This window comes from Paenibacillus sp. JCM 10914 (assembly GCF_001315105.1).
In the GTDB taxonomy this organism is placed as follows: domain Bacteria; phylum Bacillota; class Bacilli; order Paenibacillales; family Paenibacillaceae; genus Paenibacillus_AQ.
Map to the genome: position 1 here is coordinate 1 of NZ_BAZR01000030.1, position 15601 is coordinate 15601.

Below are 15601 nucleotides of genomic sequence, written 5' to 3' on the forward strand. Positions count from 1 at the left end.
AACGGTCGATACGGAGCGTGCAAACGCTGCGGTTCAGCGCTGGTATGGCGAATACAGCTACCAGCTGACGTGTATGTCGTGAAGAAAGGGACGGATGTCGCCGGATATGGGCGAAGTCACCGCCTCGATGAGAAAGCACCGATATTTCTGAAGACCGGCTACATCATTGTCAACTTCAACATCGAGACGATCCGCGACGGGAATACAGCCAGGCCGCATCTGCAATATATCCATGGCCCGCTGATGAACCAGTGGCAGCTGGAAGGGTTCAATCGCTCCTACACCGACCATACGGGAATGGCTTTGCGTTGCAAGACGGGGATGTGCTGTTCTACCATGGCGACCAGTCGAGCAGAGGAGATTTCAGCTCACGAGTGCCGCACTAGCGGATGAGTGGAAAGCGCGATACAACGGATGGACGTCGGTTATCTCGAGCCCCCTAAGCCTCGTTGGAACAAATATCAGAACCAGCGGATTCACTCTCGGCTCGCACTCGCACGGTATCTACCAATGATGTGATCGCTGTCCACTAAAGAGAGGGGCTTTTCAGCAGGGGACACTTCAGATTGCATCCATTCAGGTCGAAGTAACCTAGAATCAACCTCACAAACCGCAAGCTAGCACATCACATTGGGGCGGGTGAGATAAATGCCTGCTAAAGTGCATCTTTTTAGTCTGGATCACACTGCAAATGAGGAAATGCCTGCTAAAGTGCATCTTTTTAGTCAGGATCACGCTCCAAATGAGGAAATACCTGCTAAAATGCATCTTTTTCCAAGGAAAAAGCTCCAATTGGACCGTTTCTCTTGAAAAAGATGCACAATCGCAGGAATTTGTGGAAATGCGCAAGTTTAGCGTAGGAAAAGCTGAATTTTTGCAGCTTTTGGCTATTCGCCTTCAACTGATTCGTCGACTTGGCGATACCCGAAATGCCCGAAGGACCATCACGGTTATCGCCTAAGCCAATATGCTGCCTGGCTTCCCGGTAGAGAAGGGGCGAGGAAGCGTTCAGACCGATCTGAGTTTCCGGCATGAGATGAGAACATATCGGCAGCGGCTGTCATAGGCGAGGTCGCCACGGCTGACACCGCGATGAAGCGCTCCACCCCAACCCGCACCAGAAGAGCAAGCGGCTGTGATCCACAAACTAGGGGTCATAAACAGCAACTACACACGCATAAGATGATAATGGGGAAAGTAAGGCAATAATGGGAGAGCGAGGATGATCCGGGCTAGAGCCAACCTTGGATAAGGGGGCTGGATGCCATGACGATTGATCAGCTGATTGCTTTGCTGGCACTTATTGTTATGATCATTGGACTTGCGGTGAATAAGAAGCAGTCCTAACGCAAGTCCGACCAGACTGCCGTTACGTAGAGGGATCTACGATGCGGCGGTCTTTTTTTATTTTGCTAGGTTGATAGGATCCCATATAAGTCATATACTTAGATTATTGCAATGTTCTCCATTATTCATCATTTATTGGGAGGTACCATGCTCTATTTCGCAGCGTTTGTCATATCCTTGGTGCTGGTTGTTGTGCTAATTCCACCGTTTCGAAAGCTTGCGATCAAGCTTGATTTTGTGGACAAGCCAAGACCAGACAGCGAGCGGAAGATACACCGCGAGCCGATACCGCTAACAGCAGGTATTGCCATATTCATCGGATTTTTCATCACATATTTCGCATTAACCGGTACGATCTCCAGAGAAGCTATTGGAATATTTATCGGCAGTGTGCTTATCCTTGGTATCGGGCTTGTAGACGATTGGTACAAATCCCAGGGCAAGGAGCTGGCGTCCCTGCCTAAATTGATCGTCCAGGTATGCGCGGCTGTTGTCGTGTACAGTTACGGTATTGCTTTTGAAGGGTTTAACAACCCATTCACTGGGCAATATATCAATCTGCCGGAATGGTTGCAATTGATCTTAACGATCATGTGGATATTCGGCGTCACTACGGTTATTAATTTCTCGGATGGGATCGATGGTTTGGCAGGCGGACTTTCCGCGATCTCCGGAGGAACGCTGTTCGTGGTGGCGATCACGCTCGGCAGAGGAGAGTCGGCTCTGCTCGCTGTCGTACTTGTGGGCGCTGCACTCGGATATTTGAAATACAACAAGCCGCCGGCCAGAGTCTTTATGGGCGACGCGGGAGCAACCTTTCTCGGTTTTATCCTCGGGATTATTGCACTCGATGGTGCTTTTAAAGGGGCAACGCTCGCTTCCTTGTTCGTACCGATCTTTGCGCTGGGTGTACCGATATTCGATAACATTATTGTCGTCATTCGCCGAATACTGCAATCGAAGCCGATCTATCAGGCCGATGCATCCCAGGCCCATTACCGTTTACTCGCAACAGGGTTAAACCAGAAGCAAACGCTGGTGTTCCTGTGCCTGCTCAATCTGTGCTTTGGTCTTGCGGCGATCATTCTTGCGATGAACGGAAGCGGAGTTTAATACACGGATAAGCGTGCTTTATACAGGCAGGTGTAGTATAGTGCAGTATACGTTCAAGAATCTCGTTTCCAAATGGATGTTTGGCAGCGAGATTTTTTTTGTAGGAAGGGTAATAAAGAAGATAAGAAGGAGGGTTTGGGGAAATGACCAACTTGTCGGGGAAGATCATCATCGTAACGGGAGCCAACTCCGGTATGGGGCTGGCTACAACGGTGGAATTGGCTAAGATGGGGGCCCGTGTTGTCATGGCTTGCCGCAGTCAATCCAGAGGGCAAGAAGCATTCGAACGTGCGAAACAGGAGAGCGGAAGTACGCTCATAGAATTAATGCAGCTGGACCTGGGTTCTTTTGATAAGATCAGAGCCTTTGCGTCAGCGTTTAAAGATAAATACGATCAACTTGATGTTCTTGTGAACAACGCCGGGGTGGTTACGATCAAGCGCGAGACGACGACCGATGGGTATGAGGCGATGATTGGAGTTAATCATTTGGGGCATTTCCTGCTTACGAATGAGCTGCTTGAGCCTTTGAAGCGGGCGAAGCAAGGGCGTGTTGTGAATGTATCTTCCGGTGCTCATAAGGCAGGCAGTATTCACTGGGACGATCCGAATCTGAGCAAAGGCTTCAACGTAGTCAAAGGGTATGCGCAGTCCAAGCTCGCCAACATTCTGTTTACGAAGGAGCTGTCGCGTCGTCTGCAACCTACCAGGGTTACGGTTAACGCCTGCCATCCTGGAGCGGTCAGTACCAGCATTGGTGTGGATCGGGATACGGGATTCGGCAAAGCCGTGCATAAGATGCTGCGTCCGTTCTTCCTGACCCCGCTGGAGGGTGCACGTACAGCGATTTACTTGGCATCAAGCCCGGAGGTTGAGCATGTAACAGGGGAATATTATATTAAAATGAAGCCAGCCAAAACAACGGATAAAGCAAAAGACCCGAAACTGGCAGCGCGTCTGTGGGAATGGAGCGACCAGCAGGTGGGTAGCGGTGGAGCATAATGGGAAGCCGCCCCGTGTCGTACAATTATAGAAGGGATATCGCCCAGATATGCAATCTGAGCGATATCCCTTCTGTTGTTCTTCGTGGTCTCACTATTGTGGCGTTTTTAAATCGATAGCGCTGCGAACGAACCCGCTAGTACCCTGGAGCAGAGCGGCTGCTTCCTCGGCACTGACGCTCGCGAGCAGCATCACGATGGCGGTTTTGACGTGGGCACCAGATTCGTGATAGGCCTCTTCAATCGCATCGTCATCAGCTCCAGTAGCCAGCTTAATTATACGCTTGGCCCGGTATACCAGTTTATTGTTGGATGGATTCAAGTCGACCATCAGGTTCTTGTATACTTTTCCGATGCGTATCATCGCGGTCGTTGTCAGCATATTCAGAATCAATTTCTGCGAAGTACCTGCCTTCATGCGGGTAGAGCCCATAATGACCTCAGGTCCGACGACGGCTTCAATGACAAACAAAGCGTATTCATGCATGGGAGATTCATAATTGTTACATAGCCCAATAACGATGGCACCTTGCGCTTTGGCGCGTCTCATGGCTCCGAGCACGTAAGGCGTACGTCCGCTAGCTGCAATGCCGATGACAACATCCTGATCGGTAATGCCGTGGCTGATGATATCCTGTTCACCAAGCTCTTCACTATCTTCAGCGCCTTCAATCGCTTCCTTCACGGCTTTGAAACCACCGGCGATTAATCCTTGTACCATGGAAGGGTCTGTTCCATAAGTGGGAGGGCATTCCGATGCGTCAAGAATTCCGATTCGGCCGCTCGTTCCGGCTCCGATGTAGAAGAGACGACCGCCCTTCTGAAAGGCTTCCACGACATGATCGGCCGCTCTGGCGATCACCGGAATAAGTTCGCGGATCGCATCGGCAATTAAATGATCTTCAGAATTAATCAAAGTCATAATCTGTTCCGAGTTCAATTGGTCAATATTTTGGGTATTGTCATGAGGCTGTTCCGTTGTCAATTGACTTAGAATGTTGGTCATGTGACAGGTCTCCTTTTTTGGCCTTGAAATATGGATGGGCACCGAGGTATGTAAGTTCTATAGCGAGTCAGAGACTCCGTCTGTAAAAAGCTTGCAGGCTAACAAAGCTGCGCCATGAGATGGTGTTCGTTCCGAATTCCGATCGGGAAATTGGAGAGACGGATAACGCGATGTCATGGTCCGGCGATACTGATCGCGAAATACACGCGAGTGCTTGAAAATAGAACCGACACAGACGACTTCTCCCATTGGAAACTCGGGGTGTTGTTTGATGAGAGCGTCTGTTGTGTTGGCGAGTTCCGTAGCCTGCTGCTCCATGATATGAATCGCTGCTGAATCTCCGGCTTCCGCTGCTTCAATGCAACAGCGGGCGAAAGAGGCGATATGCTGTTTCGTTATCGATGGTTGGTAAATAAACGATTTAAGATCGGGAATAACCTGGACAGGGTAAGCGGCAAGGATAAGCTTCGTCAGTAAGGTTGGAGGAATAATGCCCTCATGGCTTTTAATTACGGTTTGCAGGGTTTGTAAACCGATCCGGTAACCACTGCCCTCATCTCCGAGAATGTGTCCCCAGCCTCCAACGCGGTGGATATCCCCTGACTTGGTAATACCATAAGTGTTGGAACCGGTTCCCGAAATGACCAGCATGCCGTGTTGTCGCTCCATGGCAGCCATCAACGAGATTTCGGCTTCGGAACGCATGTATATGGGGATACGAAGTTGACGTGTATTAAAGTAGGATTGGAGTGACTGCTGTACCTGCAAGCGTTCTTTCACCGAGCTTATACCTGACATCCCTAGACATATAGATGAACATATATATGACTTATTAGTAAGAGGCGCGATAATTTGATCCACAATATAGTGCAGTTCCTCCAACGCAGTATCCAAAGTCACGATGTAAGGATTAGTGGGCCCGCCTGCATATCGGGATAATATGTCTCCGTTTCCAAAGATAGCGGTTGCCTCAGTCTTGGTACCGCCGCCATCAACACCGATAAAAATCTCCATATTGAACCACTTCGCTTTCTATAATCAGTATAGGAGAAAAAAGAGCGCTTGTAAAATAAAATTTTAAATCATTAATTATGTATTGAAATATAATTTCATACAATTTATAATAAATTCAATCCACTGATAGTGAAAGCGATACCAGTCATGCTTTCCTTCAAGATATGTAATATAATATAACATCAAAGTTAAAATTCAGGAGGATTATGATTAAAGGGGGGCAAGAAATGAACGGCGGATTAGTACGACTGCGTGAGGTATACGATTCATTAAATCCGTCCGAACGCAAGGTTGCAGCTTTTATTTTGCAGGAGCCGGCAGAGATGATACATATGTCGGTCGCAGATCTTGCAGTCCGTAGCGGCTCCAGTCAGGCTGCCATCGTGCGTCTGTGCAAGACCATGGGCTTCAAGGGCTACCAGGATCTGAAGTTGAAGGTGGCGGGAGATTTGCAGGAGCCATTGACTACGGGGTATCAAGACATTCGGCCCAATGACAGCATATCAGCCATTATTCAGAACGTCTCGAACAATAACATTCAATCGATTCGGGATACGATGAAGATCATGGAAGAAGGGAAGGTGGAAGAGGCCGTTCTGGCTCTCGATCAATCTAAGCGAATCTTCATGTTTGGCGTAGGGGCATCGAACCTGATCGGTATGGACGCCCAGCAGAAGTTCTTGCGGATTAATAAAGTGTGTATATCCTTTCCCGATCCACATGTGCAGCTAACCTCGGCGGTGCTGCTGACTCCTGACGATACGGCCGTGTGCATCTCTTACTCCGGAGAGACGGATGAAGTGATTCGTGCAGCGGCGATAGCGAAGGAGAAAGGATGCAAGACCATCGGTATTACCAAATACGGAGATTCGACCTTGAGCCGCTCAGTGGATATTCCGCTATATACCTCATCGACCGAGAATGAGATCCGTAGCGGTGCGATGTCATCCCGTATTACACAGCTTAATCTTATCGATATTTTATATCTTGGTGTGGCCAGCAGGAATTATGAGAACTCCGTTAGGTATCTCGATGAGAGCAGGCAGGCAATCAAGCGATTGTAGTACATTCATGTATCCACAAATATATAAATGATAAGGGGAGTATGACATGAAGAAAAGAGCATGGCTTACATTGTTTGCTTCATTAATGCTGGCATTCACCGCAGCTTGCGGAGGTTCAGGTGGCGGTGGAACAGCAGCACCGGATGGCGACGCGACTACTCCGGAAGGTGAAGCTAAGCCTAAGAATGATACCGTTGTGGTCTGGACTTATCCGGTTCATGGTAAATATGAAGATGAGTTGAAGGAGCATGTAGCGGACTTGAAGGAACAATATCCGCACATCACCGTCGAGACAGAGGTACTCACATGGGCAGAAGGTCCGAAGAAGTTCGACGTGGCCTTGAATGCGGGGAATCCGCCGGATCTGTATTTCCATGCCGTGGACGGAGCTTATGTTGATACAGGCCTAGCGCTAGAGCTCACGCCTTATCTGACCGATGAGATCAAGAATGATTATTTGCCAGGTACGCTGGAACTTGGCCAGATCCAAGGCAAGCAATACGGTCTTCCCCTCTATCAATCCCTATGGGCTTGGGGTGGAAATAAGAAGATCCTCGAGGAAGCCGGCATTGACTGGCAGGCCATTCAAGAGAACGGCTGGACATGGAGTGAGTTCAAGGAGGTTGCCGATATGCTGACAACGAAGCTTCCTAACGGCAAACAGCGTTATGCACTAGTAACTGATGGTACTTCCCTTGACTTCATCGAGATGCTGACGCGCAGCAATGGGATGCCGGATGTTCTGAATGATAAAGGCGAGTTCCAATGGAACGATGAGCGTATTCTCGATACGTTGACGTTCGTGTCCGATCTGATGAAGGCAGGTCACATGCCAGCCGAAACTGCAGCGATCCAGCCTGCTAAACGGATGGATTGGTTCTATGCAGAGGAAGCGGCTATCGTGTCCAAAGCGATTCCTTATTATGATGTGATGCTGCAAAACCGTGCGAAGGACATTGATAGCGGAACGGTACAAGGCGAGAAGATCGACTTCGTTCTGCTGCCGGTTCCTCACAATGATGGAGCAGAGCGCAAGACGTCCATGTTCGGCGAAGGCTATGTAGCGTTCAAGCAGAAGAAGGACAAAGGCGAAGAGCACGCGAAGAATACATTCCTAATCATGGAAGGATTGAGTGGGGCGAAAGCCGGTAATTCCGCGAACGAACTGGTATTGCCGTTCGTACGTAAATCGCAGGCTGAGCATTTCGAAGGCAAAGGACTTGGCACTGAGCCGACCATCAAGGCAGCCGAAATCTTTGCGAACTTTAAAGACACGCCTGTTACCTTGAGCCTGGATGCGGAAGCATCGGGCAATCAGAAGAAATTCAAGGAGCAAGTAGTGAAGCCGAACATCCAGGCATTGTTCTCGGGTGAGAAGACGCCGGAACAGATTGCGCAAGACTTCATAGACAAAGGCAAACAAATCTTAGGACAGTAATTGAAGTTAAGAGGGGGTGTCCCGTTGTCCTTTTTCAGGAACGTGGGCCACTCCCTTTTTTAAAGTAAATGGCTTGACTTCGTGAATATACTTCACCCCTGCGGAAGGAGGAATTGATATGCAGACAGCCCCGACACCAGCTCAGCCCTCGCGTCCCCCAATGAAGGGATACTGGCGTGAATATGGATGGGCATATTTATTCATTTTGGCTCCTGTGCTGTTGTTCTTGATCTTTACCTTATATCCGGTCGCTTCCGCCTTTTTGATGAGCTTCCAGAAGTACAGTGTAATGGGTTCCGAGTGGATCGGCGTAGACAACTACACACGGATGGCTCAGGATGACGTGTTCTGGAAATCGATGAGAAATACAGCTATATTCACCATCGGTACCGTACCGGTCAACATTATCATTACCTATGCGCTATCCTTTTTTATTTTTCAGATGAAGAATAAATGGCAAACGTTCTTCAAAGCGACGATGTATTTGCCTGCCGTTGCATCCGGCGTAACAATTTCGGTAGTATGGCTGGCGATCTATGATCCGACGAGTGCAGGTTTATTGAACCGTTTTATCGGTTTGTTCGGACTCGATCCGGTGATTTGGCTGGGCAAATCCAATACGGCCTTGTTCTCGCTTATCTTAATGAACTGGTTGGGTTCACATGGAGCCGGTATTATCTTATATCTGGCTGCGATGGGCGGTATACCGAAATCGCTTTACGAAGCGGCGGATATCGACCATGCCAGCGGCTGGTCCAAATTTTGGCGCATTACCTGGCCGTTGATGAAACCGACCACATTGTATTTGCTGGTAACAGGCGTCATTACATCCTTCCAGGTGTTTATCTCGGTGTATCTGATGACCCAAGGCGGACCGAACTTTGCGACAACGACGATCGCTTACTTGATCTACAGCACCGCGTTCAATTTCTATGAATTCGGGCTGGCAGCAGCACAATCTTTTGTACTTGCGGCATTGATCATCGTGATTTCGGTGATCCAGTTCAAATATTTCTCATCCGATGTTGAATATTAAGTTTATTTTTCATGTTAAAAAGGGGGTGCACCTATGAAATCAAGATCCAAAGTGATCCTGCTGATTGTGGCTTCGGTCATCCTGGTCGTATGGAGTGTTCTCACCATCATACCGCTATATTGGATGCTGATCGGTTCTGTACAGGACACCAAATCAGCCGCGTCGTTTATCCCGCAAATGATTCCCGAAGTACTATCTGTAGCCCCGTATGAGCGCTTTTTCGGCAAAACCAATGTGGTGAGGTGGCTCTTAAACTCGTTATTAATTTCTTCGATTCTGACCGTGACGAACGTATTCTTGGCCTCGCTGGCAGGATATGCGTTTGCGAAGTTGAAGTTTCCAGGTAACAAGGCGGTATTCTGGGTGCTGCTGAGCACGATGATGATTCCGGCCCAAGTCACCTTGATTCCGCTCTACATCCTCATGATTGACGTATTTGATCTCGGGAATACATACACAGCTATTCTGCTTCCCGGCATTGTCAGCGTGGGTAACATCTTCTTGATGAAGCAGTACATGTCATCCCTGCCGACATCTTTGATTCATGCGGCTCGCATCGATGCATGCGGTGAGTTCGGGATCTTCTGGAAGGTTATATTGCCGATGGCAAAACCGGGTCTGGCCGTACTGGCTATCTTTACGTTTGTGGCCTCCTGGAACGATTTCTTCTGGCCTTTCCTCGTGACCAATTCGGCGGAAATGAGAACGATTCAGGTCGGTCTCGCTTCCTTTGTCTATGCGGACACGACGGATTTCGGCGCACTTATGGCTGGAGCAACCGTCGCGGCACTGCCGATGATGATACTGTTCTTCTCGCTTCAGCGCTATTTCCTGCAAGGCATCACCATTGGAGCCGTTAAAGGCTAGGAGGAGGCAAAGTTATGGCACGCGTAGAATTCCGTAATATTCGCAAAGAATTTGTAGACGACAACAAAGGAACATTTACCGCTGTAGCGGGGTCGGACTTTGTAATTCATGATAAAGAGTTTGTGGTATTTGTTGGTCCTTCTGGATGTGGAAAAACGACTTCGCTCCGCATGATCGCAGGTCTTGAACGTCAAACCTCAGGCGATATCGTCATCGGCGACCGCATCGTAAACAATCTTCACCCTAAAGACCGGGACATCGCCATGGTGTTTCAGGACTACGCCTTGTATCCTCATATGACCATTCGTGAGAATTTGTCCTTTGGATTAAAGAATCTGAAGAAGCCGAAGGCCTATATTGAGGAAAAAGTAAACCAAGCCGCCTCGATTCTCGGATTGGAATCGATGATTGACCGGAAGCCGCGCGAGCTATCCGGCGGACAGCGCCAACGTGTAGCTGTGGGTCGTGCGATTGTCCGTGATCCGCAAGTCTTCTTGTTTGATGAACCCCTCTCGAACTTGGATGCGAAGCTCCGGGTGCAGATGCGGGTGGAACTATCCGAGCTTCATAAACGCCTTGAAGCCACGATTGTATACGTAACACACGATCAGGTCGAAGCATTGACGCTTGGCGAACGAATTGTCGTGATGAATAATGGCATTATCCAGCAGATTGCATCGCCAACGCACCTGTATGCCAAGCCGCAGAACATGTTTGTTGCAGGCTTTATCGGTTCACCACCCATGAACTTCATCGATGTAACGAAGGAAGGCAATGTGCTTCTGATGGAGGGCGGACAATTCACGATGCCAGATGCGATGGCAGCTGCTTTGAGCAAGTATGAGGGCGGACATCTGATTATGGGCGTGCGTCCAGAACATATTACAGGCGAAGATTTGCCGGGCACACCGAATCTCGATTACCAATATGCAACCAAAGTGCAGGTCGTTGAGCATTTGGGTTCGGAGAACTTGATTTATTTCCGCATCGGCAACCGTACGATTACGGCCAAGGTTCATCCGGAGACAACCGGATACCCAGGCATGGAGAAGACGTTTATATTCAATTTCGATAAAGTGCATTTCTTCGATCCTGAGACGGAACAGCGTATTGATTGGTAAACAAAGCGACGAAGAGGAGAGGAAAGCTATGCGCAAGCTGAATGATGTGTTGAAGAAGACGGGAGTCGAGGTATACCGGGAGATCACGTCAGTTGCCCTGTACAGCATGATTACATCGCTAGTGCTGGTTATTGTTGTGATGTTTATGCCTCTGATGGTTGCACTTGTACTGTTGCCGCTACTTTATATGCCTCTATTCTATGGGGTGTGTTATGCCTATCACCGGAAGACGGAGCGTGGCAAATCCAGATTGCAGGACGTGTTTCAAGGAGCATTGCAAGGACTGGGTCCGGCGATCGTTATGGGTTTCTTCTTCGTGGTGATGGCACTGATCCTATGGTCAACCTGGTGGTATTACGGTGGTAAAGACGGCGTGGGGTATTTGGCGATCGGCGTGTTCCAGACTTATTTTGTCATCATGGCACTGATCTCTCAATTCTACACCTTTCAACTAATTATTCAGGAAAAGATGGGCATTTTCAAAGCGATGGCGCATAGTGTGAAGTTATTCCTGAAATTTCCCGGCTATACGCTCGGCGCATGCTTTCAAGCCTTCTGCGTAGCAGTACCACTATTGCTTACAGTAGTAGGTTTCGGATTTTTGTTTAACGGCATGTGGGCGATATTCCAGCATAAGGTTGCGTTTAATGTACTCAATCCGGAAGAGACCAAGCCCGCAACAGATGGGGTTGTGGCCTCGGAAGCTAGGGGTGTTAGCATATGATGAACGGAAACATAAGATGTGGAATTGATGTACTGCCTGGAATGAAAATTGGCAAAATCAATGGTCGTCGCCTTGGCGTCATTACGAATCCGACGGGGCTTACGTCGGATTTTCGTTCTTCTATTGAGGTGATCGCCAGCTTGCCTGGCGCTGAACTTACCGCACTGTATGCTTGTGAACACGGCATCCGTGGACAGCTTCAAGCAGGCAAGCATGTGAATGACGAGATGGATCCGCAATTCAATGTGCCAGTCTATAGTTTATACGGCGCTAACCGCAAGCCGAGTGCGGCGATGTTGGATGATGTGGACACCGTCATATTTGATATACAGGATTTGGGTGTTCGCTTTTATACGTATTTGACGACCTTGCTCTATGCAATGGAAGCTTGTGCTGAACATGACAAGAGCTTGCTGGTGCTGGATCGTCCTAATCCGCTCGGTGGCGAGCGTTGTGAAGGGGGATTGCTGGAGCCGGGATATGAATCAATGATCGGTGGTTGGCAAATCCCGATCACGACAGGGATGACCATTGGGGAGTTCGCGTTGATGGCGAATGAGCTGCGGGGAACGAATTGTGATCTTGAGATCATTCCGCTGGAAGGCTGGCACCGAACGATGGATTATCAGGACACCGGTCTGCCTTGGATATTGCCCTCACCGAATATACCTACTATGGATACGGTCCGGTTATATAGTGGGACATGTTTCTTCGAAGGGACCAATCTGTCGGAGGGAAGAGGAACGACTCGGCCGTTTGAATGGATCGGTGCACCGTGGCTGAATGGCGATGAGTTGGCCAAGGCGTTTAACAATTATGAAATGCCGGGCGTTCATGCTCACCCGATGTTCATGACGCCAACGTTCTCGAAGCATCAAGGTGAAGCTTGCGGGGGCGTGATGCTGTTCGTAACCGAACACAAGTCGTTCCAAGCGGTTAACACGGGGCTGCTATTGTTGCATCTGGTCAGCCGAATGTATCCGGATCAGTTCCAGTGGCTGTCCCCGCCGGAGGGTCGCAATCGGTATTTCATTGATTTATTGACAGGCAATGAGGATGTACGCAAGCGTATTCATGAAGCAGAGGGGTTGCAACAAATTCAGCAGCAGTGGAGCCAAGATGCTCTGAGGTGGCGAGAGATGAGAGCCCCGTATCTGTTGTATGGGGAGGCGCCATAAATGATGTTTGCGCCTTGGATGCAAGATGAGCCTACGGTTGTGGTCGGCTTGATGTCCGGTACCTCCCTTGACGGAATCGATGCCGCTATCGTGAGAATTACAGGTAGCGGCTATAGTGCCACAGCGGAGCTGTTGCATTATTACAGCAAACCGTATGAACCCGAATTACGGCATCAACTCCGCAAGCTGTGCAGTATCGATGGCTCCACAAGTGCTGCCGTCTGCAGCATGAACGCTTATCTGGGAAGCCGATTCGCGGAGGTTGTTCAAGAAGCGGTAGCGGCGGCAGGGATGCAGATGAAGGATATCGATCTCGTCAGCTCGCACGGACAGACGATCTGGCATCTGCCATTCCCGGAACCAGAGGTTCCTTATTCGGCAGCATCGACCTTGCAGATCGGCGATATATCCGTGATTGCCAAGCATACCGGTAAGCTGACGGTAGGTGATTTCCGACCGGCGGATATGGCGGTAGGCGGTCAAGGAGCACCATTCGCGCCATATGGCGATCTCATTCTGTTCCGCCATCCGGAGCGAGGGCGGCTGCTGCAGAACGTCGGCGGGATCGGTAATTGCACGGCGCTGTCCGCAGGGGCTGACTCTGCCGATGTTTTGGCGTTTGATACGGGGCCAGGGAATATGGTTATGGACGCTGTCGTCCATACGCTGTCCGCAGGTCGCTTAAGCTACGACGAAGGTGGGAGGTGGGCGGCACAAGGAAGTCCGCACGAAGGGTTGCTGGATGAGATGATGTCTCATCCGTATTTCCAGACGCTCCCACCGAAGTCAACGGGGCGAGAATTGTTCGGGCATCATTATGCGGCCAGGTTCATGGAACAAGCCAGAACGAGAGCTTTACCGGATGCGGACATCGTAGCGACAGCAACAGCCTTTACTGCACGGTCCATCGCTGACGGCTATAGTCGATTCGTGTTTCCGAAATACCGGATAGATGAAGTGATCGTAACGGGAGGCGGCGCGCATAACAGGACATTGCTGCGGATGTTGGATCAGCGATTGCCACAACAGAAGGTGATGACCTCCAGGGCGCTCGGCTTTGATGATGATGCGAAGGAAGCCGTGATCTTTGCTCTGCTGGGTAATGATTTTATGCACGGAGTACCGAATAACTTACCCGCGGCAACAGGAGCCATTCGTGCTACTGTGATGGGTAAATTGGCTTTACCTTAGATGGAATGGAATGAACCCGCATGGAAAGGGGGCGTAGCGTGTGCTGGATTCTGTAATTCGCAAGCAGTTTATTACGGTGGTTGGCGAGAAATGGTTCAAGGATGACCCTGAAAGTCTGGTTTCCTATAGCTATGATGCAACACCTCTGTATCAGGCCATGCCAGACGGTGTCATCTTTCCCGCCAGCACGCAGGAAGTATCCAATATTGTTAAAATATGCGCACAGCACCGCATACCGGTTATCACACGCGGTGCAGGGAGTAATCTATGCGGCGGCACGATTCCGCTGCAAGGCGGCTTGGTCGTCGTGATGACGCGCATGAACAAACTGCTCGAAATCGATGCCGACAATTTGACCGCGAGTTTTGAATGCGGCCTGAATACGAAACAATTCCATCTCGCAGTGGAACGAACGGGATTATTCTATCCACCCGATCCCAGCAGTATGATCATCTGCACGATGGGGGGCAATATTGCCTTGGGTGCCGGGGGTCTGCGCGGATTGAAGTACGGAACGACCAAGGACTATGTGCTCGGCCTGACAGCCGTTCTGCCGATGGGAGCGTTCTAAGAACAGGTGGCAAACTGGTCAAAGATGCCGCAGGATACGACCTCACTCGTCTGCTGGTTGGCTCTGGCGGCACGCTGGCAATCCTGACCGAGGCGACCGTGAAGCTGATTCCAAAGCCCGTGTTCCGGAAGGCGATGGTTGCCGTTTATGATGATCTGAGTGCGGCAGCTAGAACGGTTTCCAATATTATTGCCAATCATATTTTCCCATGTACATTGGAGTTTATGGATCAGCCTACCCTGCAAGTGGTTGAGGATTTTGCGAAGATCGGTCTGCCGATCCACGCCAAGGCGATGCTGGCGATTGAGCAGGATGGAAACGTTGAAGACGTAGAGCGAGATTTGAAGAAACTTGAAGAGATATGTATGGCTTCAGGGGCGGTACAGCTGACAGTCGCTGAGACACCGGAGGAAGGCGCCAAGGTGATGGAAGCAAGGCGCAGCGCACTGGCTGCACTATCGCGATTGCGTCCGACAACGATACTGGAAGACGCGACCGTTCCGCGCTCGAAGATCGCTGACATGGTGCAGGAGGTACAGCGAATTGCTCAAAAATTCGATGTGCAGATCTGTACCTTCGGCCATGCAGGGGATGGCAATCTTCACCCAACGGCGCTGACGGATGCTCGGAATTCCGAAGAGATTCATCGAGTGGAGCAGGCTTTTGCCGAAATATTTGAAGTGGCGATCGAGATGGGCGGAACGATTACCGGTGAGCACGGCGTAGGAATCGTCAAGGCTCCCTATCTGGAATGGAAGGTAGGCGAGGCCGGGATTAGAATGATGAAGTCGATCAAAGACGCGATTGATCCGCATCAGATCATGAATCCTGGTAAGCTGTTCGCGGAGACGAGAAAGCGGATGATTTATCAACGAACCCCGTCTCCGGAGCAAGACCAGCAGATCCAGACACCTTAAGGGAAGGAGGGGAA

At 49.9% G+C, this 15601-nt stretch carries 13 protein-coding genes and 2 pseudogenes; 13 read left to right on the plus strand and 2 right to left on the minus strand.

Annotated elements, in window-relative coordinates; translation table 11 throughout:
- From JCM10914_RS29400 to JCM10914_RS23185, 4 genes and pseudogenes are all read left to right on the plus strand, one after another.
- Positions 1 to 386, plus strand: a pseudogene (locus JCM10914_RS29400) (hypothetical protein); the annotation flags it as partial.
- 356 nt (positions 387 to 742) lie between these two features.
- A complete protein-coding gene (locus JCM10914_RS23175; RefSeq protein WP_148300248.1) occupies positions 743 to 961 on the plus strand; it encodes a hypothetical protein in 219 nt (72 codons plus the stop codon).
- 533 nt (positions 962 to 1494) lie between these two features.
- Complete coding sequence (locus tag JCM10914_RS23180) at positions 1495 to 2460, plus strand: MraY family glycosyltransferase (protein WP_023965319.1); 966 nt, start codon at positions 1495 to 1497, stop codon at positions 2458 to 2460.
- A gap of 143 nt (positions 2461 to 2603) precedes the next feature.
- Entirely contained in the window at positions 2604 to 3461 is an 858-nt protein-coding gene (locus JCM10914_RS23185) for an SDR family oxidoreductase (protein ID WP_023965321.1), read from the plus strand.
- 93 nt (positions 3462 to 3554) lie between these two features.
- On the opposite strand, the gene murQ is transcribed toward JCM10914_RS23185, so the two are convergent.
- The gene (murQ, locus tag JCM10914_RS23190) at positions 3555 to 4466 is read right to left on the minus strand and encodes an N-acetylmuramic acid 6-phosphate etherase (protein ID WP_023965323.1); all 912 of its coding nucleotides are present in this window, start codon (positions 4464 to 4466) and stop codon (positions 3555 to 3557) included.
- A 57-nt stretch (positions 4467 to 4523) separates the two neighbouring features.
- On the minus strand, positions 4524 to 5480 hold the full coding sequence (locus JCM10914_RS23195) for a BadF/BadG/BcrA/BcrD ATPase family protein (protein ID WP_023965325.1): 957 nt from the start codon (positions 5478 to 5480) through the stop codon (positions 4524 to 4526).
- A gap of 227 nt (positions 5481 to 5707) precedes the next feature.
- Here JCM10914_RS23195 and JCM10914_RS23200 point away from each other — a divergent pair, with 227 nt between their 5' ends.
- The 9 genes and pseudogenes from JCM10914_RS23200 to JCM10914_RS23240 all read left to right on the plus strand — a co-directional run bounded on the left by JCM10914_RS23200 (position 5708) and on the right by JCM10914_RS23240 (position 15587).
- Entirely contained in the window at positions 5708 to 6544 is an 837-nt protein-coding gene (locus JCM10914_RS23200; RefSeq protein ID WP_036719767.1) for a MurR/RpiR family transcriptional regulator, read from the plus strand.
- A 46-nt stretch (positions 6545 to 6590) separates the two neighbouring features.
- Positions 6591 to 7982 (plus strand): ABC transporter substrate-binding protein, encoded by a 1392-nt coding sequence (locus JCM10914_RS23205; protein ID WP_023965329.1) that lies wholly within the window; start codon positions 6591 to 6593, stop codon positions 7980 to 7982.
- A 118-nt stretch (positions 7983 to 8100) separates the two neighbouring features.
- Positions 8101 to 9018, plus strand: a complete 918-nt coding sequence (locus tag JCM10914_RS23210; protein WP_023965331.1) for a carbohydrate ABC transporter permease — start codon at positions 8101 to 8103, stop codon at positions 9016 to 9018.
- 33 nt (positions 9019 to 9051) lie between these two features.
- Entirely contained in the window at positions 9052 to 9885 is an 834-nt protein-coding gene (locus tag JCM10914_RS23215) for a carbohydrate ABC transporter permease (RefSeq protein WP_023965333.1), read from the plus strand.
- 14 nt (positions 9886 to 9899) lie between these two features.
- Entirely contained in the window at positions 9900 to 11006 is a 1107-nt protein-coding gene (locus JCM10914_RS23220) for an ABC transporter ATP-binding protein (RefSeq protein ID WP_023965336.1), read from the plus strand.
- Between the two features lie 28 nt (positions 11007 to 11034).
- On the plus strand, positions 11035 to 11730 hold the full coding sequence (locus JCM10914_RS23225) for a hypothetical protein (protein ID WP_023965338.1): 696 nt from the start codon (positions 11035 to 11037) through the stop codon (positions 11728 to 11730).
- Positions 11727 to 12908: a DUF1343 domain-containing protein gene (locus JCM10914_RS23230; protein ID WP_023965340.1), complete on the plus strand. Its 1182-nt coding sequence runs from the start codon at positions 11727 to 11729 to the stop codon at positions 12906 to 12908. The genes JCM10914_RS23225 and JCM10914_RS23230 overlap by 4 nt, the downstream gene beginning before the upstream one ends.
- A complete protein-coding gene (locus JCM10914_RS23235; protein ID WP_023965342.1) occupies positions 12909 to 14099 on the plus strand; it encodes an anhydro-N-acetylmuramic acid kinase in 1191 nt (396 codons plus the stop codon).
- 40 nt (positions 14100 to 14139) lie between these two features.
- Positions 14140 to 15587: pseudogene (locus JCM10914_RS23240) on the plus strand (FAD-linked oxidase C-terminal domain-containing protein).
- The last annotated feature ends 14 nt before the right edge of the window (positions 15588 to 15601 follow it).